This window comes from Actinoplanes sp. NPDC051861 (genome assembly GCF_040681145.1).
Taxonomy (GTDB): domain Bacteria; phylum Actinomycetota; class Actinomycetes; order Mycobacteriales; family Micromonosporaceae; genus Actinoplanes.
Genome location: NZ_JBFAYE010000006.1, coordinates 138,526 through 156,048, shown reverse-complemented (window position 1 = coordinate 156,048; position 17,523 = coordinate 138,526). Strand labels below are relative to the sequence as shown.

The 17,523-nt window shown below is 70.5% G+C and carries 13 protein-coding genes; 2 read left to right on the top strand and 11 right to left on the bottom strand.

Features of this window, described 5'->3' with window-relative positions:
• Nucleotides 1-5: 5 nt before the first annotated feature.
• Together uraH and uraD are read right to left on the bottom strand one after the other, a co-directional pair.
• Nucleotides 6-365 (bottom strand): hydroxyisourate hydrolase, encoded by a 360-nt coding sequence (gene uraH, locus AB0M02_RS19390; RefSeq protein ID WP_364228520.1) that lies wholly within the window; start codon nucleotides 363-365, stop codon nucleotides 6-8.
• Nucleotides 355-861 carry a 2-oxo-4-hydroxy-4-carboxy-5-ureidoimidazoline decarboxylase gene (uraD, locus tag AB0M02_RS19385; RefSeq protein ID WP_364228518.1) on the bottom strand — a complete coding sequence of 169 codons (507 nt, stop codon included), beginning with the start codon at nucleotides 859-861 and terminating at the stop codon, nucleotides 355-357. The genes uraH and uraD overlap by 11 nt, the downstream gene beginning before the upstream one ends.
• A gap of 132 nt (nucleotides 862-993) precedes the next feature.
• Between uraD and hrpB the strand changes: the two genes are divergently transcribed.
• Nucleotides 994-3,480: an ATP-dependent helicase HrpB gene (gene hrpB, locus AB0M02_RS19380; RefSeq protein WP_364228517.1), complete on the top strand. Its 2,487-nt coding sequence runs from the start codon at nucleotides 994-996 to the stop codon at nucleotides 3,478-3,480.
• A 13-nt stretch (nucleotides 3,481-3,493) separates the two neighbouring features.
• On the opposite strand, the gene AB0M02_RS19375 is transcribed toward hrpB, so the two are convergent.
• The 6 genes from AB0M02_RS19375 to AB0M02_RS19350 all read right to left on the bottom strand — a co-directional run bounded on the left by AB0M02_RS19375 (nucleotide 3,494) and on the right by AB0M02_RS19350 (nucleotide 11,005).
• Nucleotides 3,494-5,920, bottom strand: coding sequence for an EAL domain-containing protein (locus AB0M02_RS19375; protein ID WP_364228515.1), 2,427 nt, complete (start codon nucleotides 5,918-5,920; stop codon nucleotides 3,494-3,496).
• Nucleotides 5,921-5,965: 45 nt separating this feature from the next.
• Nucleotides 5,966-6,688 carry a protein phosphatase 2C domain-containing protein gene (locus AB0M02_RS19370; protein ID WP_364228513.1) on the bottom strand — a complete coding sequence of 241 codons (723 nt, stop codon included), beginning with the start codon at nucleotides 6,686-6,688 and terminating at the stop codon, nucleotides 5,966-5,968.
• A gap of 81 nt (nucleotides 6,689-6,769) precedes the next feature.
• Complete coding sequence (locus AB0M02_RS19365) at nucleotides 6,770-7,804, bottom strand: hypothetical protein (protein WP_364228511.1); 1,035 nt, start codon at nucleotides 7,802-7,804, stop codon at nucleotides 6,770-6,772.
• Nucleotides 7,801-9,021, bottom strand: a complete 1,221-nt coding sequence (locus AB0M02_RS19360; protein WP_364228509.1) for a transporter substrate-binding domain-containing protein — start codon at nucleotides 9,019-9,021, stop codon at nucleotides 7,801-7,803. Before AB0M02_RS19360 ends, AB0M02_RS19365 begins: the two co-directional genes overlap by 4 nt.
• A gap of 84 nt (nucleotides 9,022-9,105) precedes the next feature.
• Complete coding sequence (yidD, locus tag AB0M02_RS19355) at nucleotides 9,106-9,369, bottom strand: membrane protein insertion efficiency factor YidD (RefSeq protein ID WP_364228951.1); 264 nt, start codon at nucleotides 9,367-9,369, stop codon at nucleotides 9,106-9,108.
• Nucleotides 9,370-9,505: 136 nt separating this feature from the next.
• Nucleotides 9,506-11,005, bottom strand: a complete 1,500-nt coding sequence (locus AB0M02_RS19350) for a NaeI family type II restriction endonuclease (RefSeq protein ID WP_364228507.1) — start codon at nucleotides 11,003-11,005, stop codon at nucleotides 9,506-9,508.
• A gap of 160 nt (nucleotides 11,006-11,165) precedes the next feature.
• On the opposite strand from AB0M02_RS19350, the gene AB0M02_RS19345 reads away from it, so the two are divergent.
• Entirely contained in the window at nucleotides 11,166-11,357 is a 192-nt protein-coding gene (locus AB0M02_RS19345; RefSeq protein WP_364228505.1) for a hypothetical protein, read from the top strand.
• Nucleotides 11,358-11,360: 3 nt separating this feature from the next.
• On the opposite strand, the gene treZ is transcribed toward AB0M02_RS19345, so the two are convergent.
• From treZ to glgX, 3 genes are read right to left on the bottom strand one after another with little or no spacing between them, the layout of a single operon-like run.
• Complete coding sequence (treZ, locus tag AB0M02_RS19340) at nucleotides 11,361-13,091, bottom strand: malto-oligosyltrehalose trehalohydrolase (protein ID WP_364228503.1); 1,731 nt, start codon at nucleotides 13,089-13,091, stop codon at nucleotides 11,361-11,363.
• Complete coding sequence (treY, locus tag AB0M02_RS19335) at nucleotides 13,088-15,358, bottom strand: malto-oligosyltrehalose synthase (protein ID WP_364228501.1); 2,271 nt, start codon at nucleotides 15,356-15,358, stop codon at nucleotides 13,088-13,090. The genes treZ and treY overlap by 4 nt, the downstream gene beginning before the upstream one ends.
• The gene (gene glgX / locus AB0M02_RS19330) at nucleotides 15,359-17,470 is read right to left on the bottom strand and encodes a glycogen debranching protein GlgX (protein WP_364228499.1); all 2,112 of its coding nucleotides are present in this window, start codon (nucleotides 17,468-17,470) and stop codon (nucleotides 15,359-15,361) included.
• Nucleotides 17,471-17,523 lie beyond the last annotated feature (53 nt).

The following is a 17,523-nucleotide window of genomic DNA, read 5'->3' as shown; positions in this document are numbered from 1 at the left end:
ACGGTTCAGCTCCCTCGGTAGGTGGTGTAGCCGTACCGGCTGAGCAGCAGCGGCACGTGGTAGTGGCGGTCCGGGTCGTGGACGTGGAACGCGACCGTGATCTCCGGGAAGAAGCAGTCACCGCCGAGGTACGGCTCGACGTAGAAGAAGAGCCGGTACCCGCCGGCCTGCCAGTCGCGCATCGGCACGCGGTAGCGCAGCCGGCCGTCGCCGTCGGTGCGGCCCTCGGCGATCGTCAGCCAGCCGTCGGAGTCGCGGCGTTCCAGGCGTACGTAGACGTCCTTGGCCGGGTCGCCGGTGACGGTGTCGAGGATGTGCGTGGAGATCTTGGCGAACTCGGAGGCCGTACCGTCGTCAGAGGGCATCGAGCACCCGCTCCAGCCGGAGCAGCGCGATCTTGCGCAGCTCACCGGTGACGACGGCCCGTTCGGTGGCGTCGTCGTTGCCGAGCCGCTCGTGGGCGGCGGCGAGGATCTCGGCCTGACCGCGGCCGCTCGCGAAGATCAGGAAGACGTGGCCGAACCGCTCCTCGTACTTCCGGTTCGCCTCGACCAGGGCCCGTCCGGTCTGCTCGTCGGAGCTGCTCGCGGCGGCCGACTGCTCGGCCCGCGACCAGGACGCCTCTCTGGACTGCCCGGCGGCGCGCTCGCCGATCCTCGGGTGCGCGGACAGGCCTCTCAGCACGTCCTCCCAGCTCAGCGCATCGGCAGCTGCACCGGCGGCGGCGAGGAGCGCGGGCCGGTCCGGATACGGCCGCCCGGCGGTCACCCCGGTGGCCCAGGCCGGCGCCGCGAGGCAGGCCAGCAGGTCCTCCTCGAGCCGCTCGGCGGGCAGCGCGTTGAAGATCTCCACCGCGCTCACTCGGGTCACCCCCCTTTTTTCGATGTTGATCAGTCAAGCAGGCGGAGTCCGCGGCGGGCAGCGACGGACCGAAGAATTAACACGCACCCTGCCACGAAGCACGCCGGAAATCTCGTGAGCCAGACTGGTCCGGTGCTTCTCCCCGCCGGCGACCTGCCCGACCTCCCGGTCCGTCCCGTTCTCGATTCGGTGACCGCGGCCCTGGCCTCGGCGGGGGCGGCGGTGCTGGTCGCGCCGCCGGGCACCGGCAAGACGACGCTCGTGCCGCTCGCGCTCGCCGAACCCGGCAACCGGGTGATCGTGGCGGAACCCCGGCGGGTGGCAGCCCGGGCTGCGGCGAGGCGGATGGCGGGCCTGCTCGGCGAGCAGGTCGGAGACCGAGTCGGGTACGCGGTCCGCGGCGACCGTCAGGTGTCCAGGTCGACTCTGGTCGAGGTGGTGACGACGGGACTGCTCGTACGCCGCCTGCAGAACGATCCGGAGCTCGCGGGCACGACGACGGTGATCCTCGACGAGTGCCACGAGCGGCACCTCGACTCGGATCTGGCGCTGGCGTTCCTGGTGGAGGTGCGTGCGGCGCTGCGGCCCGAGCTGCGTGTGCTCGCCACGTCGGCGACGGCGGACTCGGAGCGGCTGGCGGAGGTTCTGGGCGGGGCGGCGGTGGTCACGGCGTTTGCGCGTACGCATGCTGTTGATGTCATCTGGGCGCCGCCGCCCGGCCCGGTGGCCCCGCCGCACGGCCTCCGGGTCGATCCCCGCCTGCTGGACCACGTCGCGGCGACCGTGCGCCGCGCCCTCGCCGAGGGTGACGGCGACGTGCTGGTCTTCCTGCCCGGCGCCCGCGAGATCGACATCGTCGCCGGCCACCTCCGCTCCCTGCGCGACATCGATGTGGTCACCCTTCACGGACGGCAGACCGGTGCGGCGCAGGACGCCGCGCTGCGGGCCGGGCCGCGGCGCCGGGTGGTGCTGGCCACGGCGGTCGCGGAGAGCAGCCTGACGGTTCCCGGGGTACGGGCGGTGGTCGACGCCGGGCTCAGCCGAGTGCCCCGGATGGACCACGCTCGCGGACTGGGCGCCCTGGCCACGGTGCCGGTGTCCCGGTCGAGCGCCGACCAGCGCGCCGGGCGAGCCGGGCGGGAGGCGCCGGGTCGTGTCTACCGCTGCTGGCCCCGGGCGCTGCACGACCGGCTCCCCGCCCAGCCCGAGCCGGAGATCGCGGCCGCCGACCTGACCGGTTTCGCCCTGGACCTGGCACTGTGGGGCCACCCGGACGGCAGCGGCCTGTCCCTGCCGGACCCGCCGCCGGCCGGTGCGCTGCGGGCCGCCACCTCCACCCTCCACGACCTGGGCGCCCTCGGGCCCGACGGCCGGGTGACCGCTCGTGGCCGCGCTCTGGCCGGCGCCGGCCTGCACCCGCGCCTGGCCCGCGCTCTCCTCGACGGCGCCGAGCTGGTCGGCCCCGCCCGCGCCGCCGAGATCGTCGCCACCCTCTCGGACGACCGCACCGGCGCCGAGGACGTGGTCGCGACGTGGCGCCGCGCCCGCTCGGCCAACGACCCTGCATGGTCCACCGAGGTCCGCCGCCTCCGCTCCGCCCTTCCCCGCCCTCCAACCACTCCTCCCTCTGGCGCGGGGCGGCTTCCTGACGATCTGGCCGCCGGGATCGTCGTGGGGCTCGCCTATCCCGAGCGGGTGGGGCGGTTGCGTGAACCCGGCGGCCGCGCCTACCTGATGGCCGGCGGCACCGCGGCCGATCTCCCCGAGGGCAGCCCTCTGACCGGACTTGCCTGGCTCGCGGTGGCCGGCGCCGACCGCTCCCCCGGCGCCCGCTCGGCCCGGGTCCGCAGCGCCGCGCCACTCGACGAGGCGACGGCCCGCGAGGTGGCCGCCACGTTCCTCACCGACGACACCGAGATCGGCTGGATCGACGGCGACGTGGTGGCCCGCCGCGTCCAGCGCCTGGGCGCCATCACGCTCACCTCCACCCGCCTGACCGACCCGTCTCCCGCGCTGCTCCGGGACGCGCTGCTCACCGGCCTGCGCCAGGAGGGTCTCGGCCTGCTCACCTGGTCCCGCACGGCCACCGAACTCCGCAACCGCCTCGCCTTCGCCCACGCCGCCCTCGGCGAACCCTGGCCCGACGTCTCCGACACCGCCCTGACCGCCGCCCTGCCCGACTGGCTCGACCTCGGCTCCGCCCGCCGCCGCGCCGACCTGGCCAAACTGGACGTCACCGCGGGCCTGCGCCGCCTACTGCCCTGGTCGATCGCCGGCCGCCTGAACACCGTCGCCCCGGAACGCCTCCCGGTACCCAGCGGCTCCCACATCCGCGTCGACTACTCCGACCCGGCCGCACCCGTCCTGGCCGTGAAGGTCCAGGAGGCGTTCGGCTGGCAGCGAACACCCACACTGGCCGACGGCCGCGTGCCGGTACTCCTGCATCTCCTCTCCCCCGCCGGCCGGCCGGTCGCGGTCACCAGCGACCTGACCTCCTTCTGGGCACAGGGCTACCCCCAGGTACGAGCGGAGATGCGAGGGCGCTACCCCCGCCACCCGTGGCCGGAGGACCCCACCTCCGCGGTCCCCACGAAACGCCTCAACCCCCGCTCCCCCTGACCCCCAGCCGGCCCTAGAGGTCGGCCAGGGCCGCGGGCGGGCCGAACAGGTAGCCCTGCCCGAGCGGACACCCGAGATCAGCCAGCGCCCCCGACCGGTCCGGCGTCTCCAGCCCCTCCGCCACGACCGTTATGTCCAGCTCGGCGCAGATCGCCAGGACCGACCGGCACAGCGCGCCGGAACGGTCCGGTGAGTTGCCGAAATCGGTCAGCGTGGAGTCGAGCTTGACGATGTCGACGGGGATCGAGTGCAGTTGGGCGAGCGCGTTGAACCCGCTGCCGAAGTCGTCGAGGGCGACCCGCACGCCCAGCGCCCGCAACCGCCCGACCACGTCCGCGGCCCGGGGCAGGTCGGGAATGCGCAGGGTCTCGGTGATCTCGATGACGAGGCGTGCGGGCGGCAGGTCGTGACGGGACAGAGCCGCCTTCACCGCGTTCTCCAGGTCCTGCTGACCGAGGCGGCCGGCCGAGACGTTGACGTGCAGGTCGATCGGGCGGCCGAAACGGGCGGCCAGCGCTGCGGCGTCGGCGCAGGCCTGGTCGAGGACGAAGTCGTCGATCGCCGCGACCAGACCGGTGCGTTCGGCCATCGTGACGAAGACGTCGGGGTGCACGCGACCGGCGACCGGGTCGGTCCACCGCGCCAGTGCCTCGACTGCCACGGTGGCGCAGTCGGCGAGGCGGACGATCGGCTGGTAGAAGACCTCGAAGCCGGCCGCGGCCGGACTTCCACCGTCGGCGAGCGCGCCCGCGAGGAGCTGCGGCAGGTCGGCGTTCGGCAGCGAGTCGCGCGGGCCGGTGTAGCGGATCAGCGCGTTCTTGCCGTGGCGCTTGACCGCGTACATGGCGGCGTCCGCCCGGCGCAGCAGCACGTCGGCGGTCAGCTCGTCACCGGGCTCGGCCGCGACCAGGCCGATGCTGACGCCGACGCCGACGGAGCGGCCGTCGATGACGTACGGCTTACGCAACGCCGCCAGAACGCGCTGCCCCACCGCCTCCGCCTCCGCCGACCACTCCCCCTCGGCCAGCGCTGTCGGCGGGGCCGGCTCGGGCAGCGACGGGTCCGGCGGCCAGTCGACAGTTTCGGACACGCGCACACCGGCGGCGGAGAGCACGTAACGCCGGCCGCCGATCCGCCGGAGACGGCCGCGCACACGGCGCTGCGGTGGCGGCTGGAGCATCCCGTGATCGAAGACGACCGCGAACTCGTCGCCGCCGAGCCGCGCCACCAGGTCGGTGGAGCGTACGCAAGACCGCATCCGCTCCCCGACCGCGCTGAGCACCCGATCGCCGACAGCGTGGCCGAACGTGTCGTTGATGAGCTTGAAGTCGTCCAGATCCGCGAAGATCACCGCGACCGGAGTGCCGTGCCGCTCGTGCGCCTCGACCGCCAGGATCAGGTGTTCCCGGAAGAGGGCCCGGTTCGCCAGGCCCGTCAGCGGGTCGTGGTACGCCTGATGGTGCAACCGCCGCTGAGTCTCCGCGACCCGGTCCAGCAGCACGTTGTTGTCGATGATCGTGAGCATTTGACGGGTCACCACGAGAGCCAGCCCGAGCCATCCCAGGTACGCCTGGAACGGCGTCAACGGCTCCCCGCCGATCGTCCGCGCCGCCAGCACCACCCCGGTCACCAGCACCGGCCCGTACGGGACGAGCAGGTGCAACCAGTCGCGGGACAGTAGCGCCGAGTCGGGCAGGGCGGGCGCCGGCCGCGCCGGGCAGAGTGCCGCCAGCGCGATCAGGGCCGGCCCGAGCAGGTGTCCCGCGGTCTCCAGCCAGTCCGGCCCGGTGCCGAGCAGCCGCAGCGTGTCAGCCGTGCCGAACGCCACCAGCGCCGCCGCGATGACGAGCAGCGGGCGCCGCCCGGCCGGTGAGTCGGGCCGGGTGGTCAGCAGCAGCCCGGCCATGGTGAGCAGGACAAGATCAAAGATCGGGTACGCGAGCCAGACCGTGTCGACGACGTCCTCGAGTTGGTCGCCCGGGTACACGGTCCAGGCCAGCGCGAGCACCGACCCGGTGATCAGCACGCTGTCGATGACCAGGCCGACCTGGTCGCGCCGGGGCGAGGTGGGCACCGGCCGGGGACGGGTGTGGGTCGCGCTCAGCAGTCCGAACAGCATGCAGGCGGGCAGCACCAGGAAGCCGACAGCCGCGATGATCCGCGGGGTGGATCCGCCGCTGCCGCCGACGACCTGCACCACGCACCACAGCCGGGTCAGCGCCCAGACCACGAGCCCGCCCGCGGCGAGCTGACGCCAGTACCGCGCGACGCCGGTCCGCTCACGGGCGGCGCGCAGGCAGAACACCGCGGCGGCGAGGCCGGCGATCAGTTGTGCGGTCTCGCTGTAGAGGATCGACGAGCCGGGCAGGAGCTGCCCGGCGGCGACCACCGCCACCGCGAGCACCATCGTGCCGACCAGTCGCACCGTCGGAATCACCACCAGAGTCCGGGCCACGATCGTCGCGGCCGGAGTAAGGTACCCGGCCTAGTCCCCCGAGGTCACGTCGGCGACGATCACCGTGACGTTGTCCGGCCCGCCGCCGCGCAGCGCCAGGTCGACGAGGCGCTCGGCGCACGACTTCGGGTCCGCGATCGTCTGCATCTCCTGCTCGATGACCGGGTCGGCGACGACGCCGGTGAGGCCGTCGCTGCACAGCAGCCAGCGGTCGCCGGGCACCGGTTCCACGATCACGTACGCCGGGCTGACCGGCTCGCCCTGCAGCACCCGGGTGACCACCGCGCGGCGTGGGTGGCCGGCCGCCTCCTCCGGCTTCAGCAGGCCCTGGTCGATCAGCATCTGGACGTACGTGTCGTCCTTGGTGAGCTGGTTGAGCCGGCCGTCGCGCAGCAGGTAGGCCCGGGAGTCGCCGACGTGGGCCATCGCGGCCCGCTCGCCGTTGAACAGCACCGCGGTCAGCGTCGTGCCCATGCCCTGCAGCGAGGGGTCGGCGGCCACCATCTCGGCGATCCGGCCGTTGGCCATCTCGAGGGCCTTGTGCAGCGCGTCCATCTGGTGCTCGGTGCCGATCGGCACGTCGAGCGAGACCATGGCGTCGATGGTGATCCGGCTGGCCAGATCGCCGGCGGCCATCCCGCCCATGCCGTCCGCGACAACGAGGAGACGGTCACCGGCGTAGTGACTGTCCTCGTTGTTGCTGCGGACGTGTCCTTGGTCGGTGACGGCCGCCCACCGGAGGTGCAAGGTCATGGCGTGCAGCCTGCCAGGTCGATGCCAGGCTGTCTGCACGTGGGAGGCGGCGCGTCGTCCATGTCGTTGCAGAAAATACACTCATACGCGGTCGAGTGGGCGACCGAGGCACCTCGGATCGATCTCGGTGACCTTGCGGGTCGGCGCGATCCACTGCAGTGCCGAGGCTTCGACGGGCCAGCCGCGGACGGCCACGGCGCTGTCCGGTGGGCGGACCGGTTCCGGGCAGAGGGTCTTGGACTTGACCTCGCCGTTGGGGACGAAAGTGACATCACCGGTGGGCTCCAGCATGGTGGTGGAGGTGTCGTCGACCGAGATGAGCTGGCCGCGGATCACGCGTACCGGCTCGCCGGCGGTGGCCACCTCGATGGCGCTGTTGGGCAGGACGGGCGCGCGCAGGAAGACGACGCCCACGACGAAGGGCATGGCGAAGGCCGCGACGACGGCCGGCCAGTGCGTGGCGATGCGGGCCCAGCGTTCCGGTACCGGGCCGGTGAGCAGCGGGCCGAGCAGGGGCGGCACGCCGAGCAGCAGGGCGGTGCCGTACTCACCGGCACGCACCGCGGCGACCACACCGGGCCAGAAGAAGATCCAGACGAGGACGCCGGTGACCACCGGGACGCCGATCGTGATCCACCGCATCAGCCACCGCTCGCCCTGCACGCTCTGCACGGCGGTGAGGCCGAGGATCGCCACGACCATCATCATGAGCAGCGGCAGCATGCGCAGCTGCCAGGTGAAGGCGGCGATGCCCGCGGCGATGACCACGACCCAGCCCGGCATCCGCAGCGCCGCGACGGCGAGGAACGACGTGCCGGTCCGGTCCGGGACGCTGACCAGCAGGATGCCGCCGAGCAGGCGGACCACCAGGATGATCGCCGGGATCGTCCAGCTCAGCGTGATGAAGAGGGCGCCGATCATGCCGAGCGGGTTGATGTACTGCACGAGCAGCAGCATGGTCGGCAGGTCCTGGCGACTCAGGTACCACAACCTCAGGACGAGCAGCAGCAGCGGGAACCCGGGCAGGACGGCGAGCAGCCAGTTGAGCTCGGCCCGATAGCTCTGCCGCGGAAGCACGCGCTCCTTGTGCACCGCACCGGTGTGGATCTCGCTCATCCCAGCGGGTCCTCCCACGGAAGCTGCCGCACGTCCGGCCGGTCAGCCGGCGGCTGCTGGGCCACGGCGATCGGCGTGGTCCCGTTCGCGTCCAGCTCGACCTGGAAGTTCTCCCCCCAGGCCTCCTCCCACCGGTCGTCCTTCGGGTCCGTATAGGACCGGTACAGGGTGAGGTTGACCAGAGTCTCCAGGGCCGGGTTCTCCCCCACGTTCACGCCCCAGCGCTCGGTCTTCTCCAGCCCCAGATCCCAGTGCTTATATTTTGTCGGATATTTCCATTTGTATCCCGCGAGGATCGCCGCATCCGTGCTGATCGCGTCGACGGCGCCCTTGTCCATCTCGGTGAAACACTCGCTGACCCGGTTCTTGCGGACCGCCACGGCACCGGCCTCGGTGAGCGCGATCGAGGAGGTCGAGGTCGACAGCGTGCAGACCCGCTGGAACGCCAGGTCCTGCAGCGCCGAGACCGGATCATGGTCGTTGAGTGTCACCACGGACTGCTCGGTGTAGAGATAGGGCGCCGAGAACCGCACGCCGGCCGCCTCCCGCTCGGCCGTGATGCTGTAACTCGCCAGCACCAGCTGCACCGGGACACGCTCGCCGGTCGCCGGGTCGATCGCCTGCATCCGGGCCCGGTCCTCGCTCTCCAGGCCGTAGAAGCGCACGTCGTCGCGACGAAAACCAAGATCTTCAGCGATCATGTACGCCACGTCGATGTCGAACCCGGACCAGCTCTTCTGCGCCTTGTCGTAGTACGCCACCCCGTACTGGTCGTCCTTCACCCCGATCGCCAGCTGGCTCCAGCCGTCCACACCGGCCTGCTCGCGCAGCTCGTCGACCGAGGGCGGCCCGGCCACCAGCAGCCGGCCCAGCGCCACCCCGAGCGTCAGCACCATGAGCAGTCCCAGCCCGGCCAGCCGCCACGCCTTGAACCGGAACTCGCCCTCCACGATCGACCGCCGCTCGACCTCGGAGATGACCTCCTCGATCACCTCCTGCTCGGCGATGTCGTGCGCCGCGATCTCCTCGACCGTGACGGGCTGCTCGGGCAGGCGCCGGCGCAGCCAGGCCAGGTCGCCGTTGCGCAGCGGCGGCCAGATCCGCTCCGGGTTCCACTGACGGGGCCAGCGCAGGCCGCGATCCCCCGGCTGCGGCGCGGGCTGCGGCGCCGGCTCCGGGTCACGCGCCGGTGGTGGGCTCTCGTTCTCCTCGGGCATGGCCCCTGACTCCCTCTCCCCCGAAGGAAACCGGGCACCGAACCCGACTCCCTCCCCCGAAGGAGACATCGTGCACCACCGAGGTCACGGAACGGGGTCCGCGGTCCCGAACGGGACACCCGGACGGCAACGCCCCAACCGCGCCGCGGTCAGCCGCAACCCGGCGCCCAGCCCGTGCTTGTCGATCGCCTCCAGCGCATACGCACTGCAGGTGGGCGTGTACCGGCACCGGGTGGGCAGCCTCGGCGAAACCACCCGATACCCTCTGATCGCACCGGTCACGGCCCGTTCAGCCCGGCCTTTAGATCCGGGGGTACGCGCCAACAGCGCCGTAATCCTCAAGATCATGCTGAGGTTGAAACAGTCGCATCCCGGCACGTCACAGTCACACACCGGAAGCTGACACCAGTCCTTGTCGCTCCGCTTCCGCCGGCGCCTGCTCTTCCCCAAGGTCACCACCACATGATGGGGTATCCCCTCAACCTCAGGTGCCCGGTCCCTCAATGATCGGATCGTCAGGGCCCGCCAGCCGCCAGCGACGTCCATCGATCTCGGCGCTGCGCACATCCGGCTCATGTTCGTCAGCGGGTACCACCCGCACACTCATCCACGAGTCCGACCTGTCCAACGTCAGCCCAAGCTCGGCGGCTATCCCCCGATGCGCGCCGTTCCGTCCGCCGAGGATGACGATCCCCTCACGGCGGAGCAGGTCCCGCGCGTAACGCACCCGCTTTGCGGCGTTCTCCTGCATCGCGAGCGTCTCGACCACTGCTCTGCTGACCGGGCGTTCGAGAACCTGCCGGAAGAACTCGGTGACCCGGCGCTGACCCGGCCGCAGGTCAAGAATTGCCGCCCGATCGCCGGCCGTCAGATGCGCCAACAGGTTCTCTGTCATAGGCACTCTCCGATGCAGCCAGCGAAGAGCGGCGCGGCCCTCAGCCGACAGCGATGCGCTCCCATCCCGGTTGCCGCGGTCATGTAAGAGGCCGTCGCGGACGCGCACCAGGGCAGCGGACACGTTCGACTCGGTGTCGTTCCCGGTGACGAGAAGCAGGAGCCGGGGATCGCCTCGTGCGATCATCCAGCCGCCGTCCCGCACGGAGAACTTGAGATCGAACTCGATGCCGTTCAACGCGAAGTCGGATCGCTGCCCATCGGCAAGGCCGAACTCACGGTGCAGCTCAATCTCGACGAGGGTGCCCAGGTGGGTCTTCTCCGTCTTGCCGAGCTGCCGCCAGTCGAACCGTCCGGTGTTCCGGCCGTCGTAAAGCTGATCCAGCGATCGCCGAAGCACGGCGGCGAGGCGGACACCGTCCGGATCCATCTGCCGCAAGGCTTCCGCCAGCTTGTCCAGCTCTGGATCGGCGCCGCCAGTGGACGTTGCCGGAGTGGGCCGGGCCGGCTCCGACCGGTGCTCCGACGTCGCCGCGCGCTCACGGCGTAGGGCCGCCAGCTCGCGCAGCGCCTCGTCACGTTCAGCCTCGGCCCTGCGCACCGCCTCGCGCAACCGGGCGACCTCGGCCTGGTCGGTGCCGGTTGCGGAGTGATCCCGGGCTGTGGCGTGCAGTCTCGTCTCGGCGTCGGCACGACGTCGTGTCTCGGCCAGAAGATCGTCCTTGGCGATGTCCAGGTTGCCTTTGACCCGATTCAGCTCACGGCGGAGACGCGCGACCTCGTCGCGACCACGATCGGCGGGTGTGGTGCCACTGATCGCCGCCTGCCGGAGCCGCTCTGCCCGGGCAAGAGCTCGTCCGAGCTCGGCTGGCGGCGTGCACACACGAACAATCTCGTCAATGAGCTGCTTCTCCGCGGCGGAGAGCGCCCCGTTCAGCTTGCGCTGGAGAACCGCATGACTCGGCACGTGCCTCGCTTTGAGGCGCTCGGGATCCAGCAGGGTTCGGAGAGTTCTGACCGAGAGACCTGCGTCTTGCTGGCATTTCTGGAGAAACGCCGCCAGAGAGTTGATCTCCTCGGTCTCTCCCACAGGCCCGCTTCGGCGCCGTCCAGGCACTCCAGGCATGCGGTCCCTCATTGTCTCGCTAAAACGTCCTGTGTCTCGCAACAATATTGCCACCTTGGTGGCGGTTGAGAAAGGCTTTGCAGCAGTTGAGAGCACGAATCCACAGGCTTGACGGAGGAACTACATGCGAGACAACCGCCGGCTCGACTTGATCGCGCTGCTGGCCATCCTGGGCATGGCGAGTGGGATCGTCCTGGCCGGGCAGGGCGACATGCTCACCGCCATGGCGATCGCCTGCACCTCGCTCTATGGCGGATGGCAGCAGCGGCACCGGCAGCCCTCCGCCGGCAAGCAGAAGCGGGCGGAGGGCGAGTAGCAGTCAGCGGACCGAGACGACCGCTGCGGTCTCTGGCGGGAGAACGAGGCGGTCTCGCTCGACGACGACGCCGGGTGAGGTGGCCAGCAGGACCGAGCGGGGCAGTGCCCGTACGCTGATCGTCTGGGGTGACTGCGCCAGGTTGGCCGCGACGACCTGTGGACCGCGGCGGATCACCACGTGCTGGTCGCCGTGCCAGACCTCGACCTCGTGGAGCCACGGGTCGGTGAGGCCGGGTGTCGCGCGGCGCAGCCGGATCAGGCGCTTGTAGAGGTCGAGGATCTCGGCGTGTTCGGCCTTGCCCAGCTCGGACCAGTCGAGCTTGGAGCGCTCGAAGGTGGCCGGGTCCTGCGGGTCGGGCACGTCGGCCTCGGCCCAGCCGTGCCGGGCGAACTCCCTGCGCCGGCCGTTCTGCACGGCGGCGGCCAGGTCGGGCTCGGGGTGGCTGGTGAAGAACTGCCAGGGGCTGCTGGCCGCCCACTCCTCGCCCATGAACAGCATCGGGGTGAACGGCGAGGTGAGCAGCAGGGTGGCGCCGACCTTCAGCATGCCGGGCGAGAGCGTGGCGGTGAGCCGGTCACCGACGGCCCGGTTGCCGATCTGGTCGTGGTTCTGCAGGAAGGCGACGAACCGGTGCCCGGGGGTCCGGTGCCGGTCGACCGGGCGGCCGTGCCGGCGCCCGCGGAAGCTGGACCACGTGCCGGCGTGGAAGAACGCGCCCTCCAGCACGGTACGCAAACAGTCGAGCGAGCCGAAGTCGCCGTAGTAGCCCTGGCGCTCGCCGGTGAGCAGCGCGTGCAGGGCGTGGTGCACGTCGTCGTCCCACTGGGCGTGCAGGCCGTAACCGCCGCCCTCGCGCGGGGTGATCAGTTTCGCGTCGTTGAGGTCCGACTCGGCGATCAGCGTGAGCGGGCGGCGCAACCGGGTGGAGAGCGTCTCCACCTCGACGGCCATCTGTTCCAGAAGGTGTACGGCGCCCTCGTCGTGCAGCGCGTGCACCGCGTCCAGCCGCAGGCCGTCGACGTGATAGTCGCGCAGCCACATCAGCACGCTGTCGACGATGTAGCGGCGGACCTCACCGGACTCCGGCCCGTCCAGGTTGATCGAGCTGCCCCAGGCGTTGCTGCCGGCACTCAGGTACGGCGCGAACATCGGCGCGTACGCACCACTCGGGCCGAAGTGGTTGTAGACGACGTCGAGCACGACACCGAGGCCCCTGGCGTGCGCGGCGTCGACGAAGCGCTTGAGGCCGTCGGGTCCGCCGTACGCCTCATGGGGCGCGAACCAGCAGACCCCGTCGTATCCCCAGTTGTAGGTGCCGTTGAACGCGTTGACCGGCAGCAGCTCGACCAGGTCGACGCCGAGGTCGACGAGATGGTCGAGTTTCTCGATCGCGGCGTCGAAGGTACCGTCCGCCGTGAACGTGCCGATGTGCAGCTCGTAAAGCACCGAGCCGGGCAGCTGGCGCCCGCTCCAGCCCTGGTCGGTCCAGGTGAAGGCGTCGTGGTCGTAGACCCGGCTGGGCCCGTGCACGCCGTTGGGCTGCCACGCCGAGCGCGGGTCGGGCAGCGGGCTGTCCTCGTCGGGGAGCCGGAACGCGTAGTCGCTGCCGGCACCCGCCTCCGGGACCTCCAGCCGCCACCAACCGTCCTCGACGGATTCCATCTCGCGCTCCTGACCGCCGACCAGCAGCCGCACCGGTTTCCCAGGAGCCCAGACCTCGAAATTCGTCATTCTTTCACCAGCAGGGCGACGGGATAGGTGCGCAGCAACTCGGCCACGGAGAGCCGATTCCCACCGTAGCCGGTATTCGTGAACACTTCCGTCCAACTATGTCCGTCCAGTGACAGCGTGGTGTCGTGCCAGCCGCCGTGCCGTGACAATCCGACCGGCAGCCGGGTCGCCACCGCCACCACACCGCCGCGGTCGAAGGACAGCACGTGCTCACCGACCCGGCCCTCGGCGAAGACCGGGCGGTACCCGGTGAACAGTTCCGGACGCTGCCGGCGCAGGCGCAGGATCCGGCTGGTGACCAGCAGCTTGGCGGCACCGGTGTCGTCGACCGGCGGCAGCCAGCCGTCGTCGAGGCGGCCCAGCAGCTCACGGCGCGCGGCGAAGTCGACCGGGCGGCGGTTGTCGGGGTCGACCAGCGAGTGGTCCCAGAGTTCGGTGCCCTGGTACACGTCGGGGATGCCGGGCATGGTGAGCTGCACCAGCTTCTGCCCGAGCGAGTTGGACCGGCCGGGCGGGGTGATCGACCCGGCGAAGTCGCTGATCTCCCGGTGCAGAGCCGGGTCGTCGTACACCCTGTCGACCATCGCGCGCAGGGCGTCCTCGAAGGACTCGTCGATCTTCAGCCAGGAGGTTCCGGTTCCGGCCTCACGGGCAGCCTTTACCGCGTACCCCTGAAGCCTTTCCCGCGAGATCGGCCACGCACCCACCGTGACCTGCCAGATCAGATGAGCCAGCGCCGGATCCGCGAGCGGAGCGACGCGGGTCCACCGGCGCACCACCTCGGTCCAGTCACCCGGCACCTCGGCAAGCACCGCCAGCCGGGCCCGCACGTCCTCGCCACGCTTGGTGTCGTGGGTGGCCAGCGACGTCATGCCGGCCGGCCACTCGGACTGCCGCTGCTCGGCGGTCTCGTGGAACTCGTCGATGGTGACGCCGAACTTCGCCGGGTCGTTGCCCACCTCGTTGCGAGCCACGAACCGGGTCCAGCGGTAGAACGCGCAGTCCTCGACACCCTTGGCCATCACCGCGCCGGTGAACTGCTGGAACCGCACGGCCAGCTCGTCGCCAGGGTTGCGCAGCCGGCCGGTCAGCTCGTCCAGCACGCGGATCAGCTGCGGACGGCGGCGACCCGCCTCGGAGCGCGCCTGTGCCAGAAAACGAGCGCCGGACGGCAGGTAGGAGCGGTAGACCGGGAAACAGGCGGCGAGTTCGGCGAGCGCTGTGGGAGCGGCTTCGACATCGGGTACGAGACGCGCGAGCCGCCCCAGCTCGGCAGCCAGGGAACCGGTGGCCACCGCGTGCTTGCTCTGGTGGACCAGGTCCTGCCACGAGGTCGTTCCGCCGGTCAGGTGATGGTCGAGGGTGTCGAAGAAGGCCTCCGTGCCGGTGTCCACGAAGACGCCGTTGACCTCGGCCATCGCGTCGTACCCGGTGGTGCCGTCGACCGGCCAGGCGGGCAGCTGCTCGCCGGGCTCCAGGATCTTCTCCACCACGATCCAGGCGTCCGGTGCGGCCTCCCGCAGCCGGGTGAAGTAGCCGCCGGGATCGCGCAGGCCGTCCGGGTGGTCGACCCGGATGCCCTGTGCGATGCCCTCGCGGACCCAGCGCAGGATCTCGGCGTGGGTGGCGTCGAAGACCTCCGGCTCCTCGACGCGCAGGCCGGCCAGGTCGGTGATGGCGAAGAAGCGGCGGTAGTTGAGTTCGGTGTCGCCGCGGGTCCAGTTGACGAGCTCGTAGTGCTGGCGGTCGTGGACCTCCTGGGCCGTCCCCTCGCCGGTGCCGTCCGCGATCGGGAACCGCTTGTCGAAGTAGCGGAGTTCGCCGTCCTCGACTCTCAGGTCGTTCACCGCATCCGATTTGTCAGCAAAAACCGGGATAAGAAGGCGTCCACGCGACCAGTCGATGTCATAGAAGCCCGAAAATTCCGATTTCTGGCCATTTTTCAGCACATCCCACCAAGTGGGGTTTTTGTCGGCGTGCGCCACCCCGGCGTGGTTCGGCACGATGTCGACGATCAACCCGAGATCCGCCGTGGTGAGGGCGCTCCTCAGGAGATCGAGGCCCTCGGCACCACCCAGCGCCGGGCTCACCCGCGAATGATCCACGACGTCATAACCGTGTTGCGACCCGGGCGCGGCAGTCAGCAACGGCGCCGAATAGAGGTGGCTGACCCCGAGATCGGCCAGGTAATCGGCTATCTCGGCGGCTTTTTGCAGACCGAATTCGGGGCGGACCTGGACACGATAGGTACTGCTCGGGTGGGGCATTTACACCGTCCTGTCCAGCACGATGAGCGATCGATCGGGCACCCAGATCTTGTGTCCGGCCTCGACGACGGACGGGCGATCCGGGGACGGGTCCGCGGTCTCGATGACCCTCTCCCACTTCTCCCCGTACTCGGCGGGAGGCGTGGTGAACTCCAGCGGCGCGTCGTGCGCGTTGAAGAAGAGCAGGAACGAGCTGTCCACATGCCGCTGGCCGTACTGGCCGCGCTCCCGGATGCCCTCGCCGTTGACGAAGAGCGCGACCGCGCGCCCGAAGTCGTTGCCCCAGTCGTCGCCGGCCATCTGCCGCCCGTCCGGGGTGAACCACTCCAGGTCGGGCAGCGGGTCGCCGCCGCCTCGGGCGGTCACCGGCAGGCCGGTGAAGAACCGGCGCCGCTGGAACACCTGGTGCCGGTGGCGGAACGCGGTCAGCCTGCGGGCGAACTCCAGCAGCTGCTCGTCGGCGTTCTCCCAGTCGATCCAGCTCAGCTCGGTGTCCTGGCAGTACGCGTTGTTGTTGCCCTGCTGGGTGCGGCCCAGCTCGTCGCCGTGCGAGATCATCGGCACGCCCTGGCTGAGCATCAGCGTGGCCAGGAAGTTGCGCCGCTGCCGGGCCCGCAGCGCCAGCACGCCCGGGTCGTCGGTCGGGCCCTCGATGCCGCAGTTCCAGGACCGGTTGTGACTCTCGCCGTCCCGGTTCTCCTCGCCGTTGGCGTCGTTGTGCTTGTCGTTGTACGCGACCAGGTCGTTGAGCGTGAACCCGTCGTGCGCCGTCACGAAGTTGATCGAGTGGAACGGCTTGCGCCCGTCGTCCTGGTAGAGGTCGGCCGAGCCGGTGATCCGGGACGCGAACTCGGCCAGCGTGGCCGGCTCGCCGCGCCAGAAGTCGCGGACCGTGTCCCGGTACTTGCCGTTCCACTCGGTCCAGTTCGGCGGGAAGTTGCCCACCTGGTAACCGCCCGGGCCGACGTCCCACGGCTCGGCGATCAGCTTCACCTGGCCGACCACCGGGTCCTGCTGCACCACCTCGAAGAACGTGGAGAGCCGGTCGACGTCGTAGAACTCGCGGGCCAGCGTCGAGGCCAGGTCGAAGCGGAACCCGTCGACGTGCATCTCGGTGACCCAGTACCGCAGCGAGTCCATGATCAGCTGGAGGCTCTGCGGGCTGCGCACGTTCAGGCTGTTACCCGTACCCGTGTAGTCCATGTAGAACTGCGGCTGATCGTCGACGAGCCGGTAGTACGTACGATTGTCGATGCCCTTGAGGCTGAGCGTCGGCCCCAGATGGTTGCCCTCGGCCGTGTGGTTGTACACGACGTCGAGGATGACCTCCATGCCGGCCGCGTGCAGCGCCTTCACCATGCCGCGGAACTCCTGGGTCTGCTGGCCGAGCGAGCCCATCGCCGAGTACCCGTGGTACGGCGCGAAGAAGCCCAGCGTGTTGTAGCCCCAGTAGTTACGAAGTCGCAGGTCGTGCAGCCGGTTGTCGTGGACGAACTGGTGCACCGGCATCAGCTCGACGGCGGTCACGCCCAGGCTCTTCAGGTGCTCGATGATCGCCGGGTGGCCGATCGCCGAGTACGTCCCGCGCATGTCCCGGGGAATCTCCGGGTGCCGCTGGGTCAGGCCCTTGACGTGCGTCTCGTAGATGACCGAGTGGTGGTACGGGATGTCCGGCCGCCGGTCGTTGCCCCAGTCGAAGTACGGGTTCACCACGACGCCCTTGGGCATGTACGCCGCCGAGTCCAGATCCGACATCTGATCCGGGTTCTCGAAGTCGTACGCGTACAACGACGCGTGCCACTCGATGTCCGAGTCGACCGCCCGCGCGTACGGGTCGAGCAGCAGCTTGTGCGGGTTGCACCGCAGTCCCCGGTGCGGCTCGTACGGCCCGTAGACGCGGTAGCCGTACCGCTGACCCGGCTCCACCCCCGGCAGGTACGCGTGCCAGACGAACGCGTCCTGCTCGTGGAGCTGCACCTTCCGCTCGTTGCCGGACGCGTCGAACAGACAGAGCTCGACCGCCTCAGCCACCTCGGAGAAGATCGCGAAGTTTGTGCCCGTCCCGTCGTACGTGGCACCCAGCGGGTACCTGTGACCAGGCCAGACCTGCATAACGTGCTCCCACCCCTCGGCCGTCCCCGACGATCTGCGGCCGGCGGGCGAAG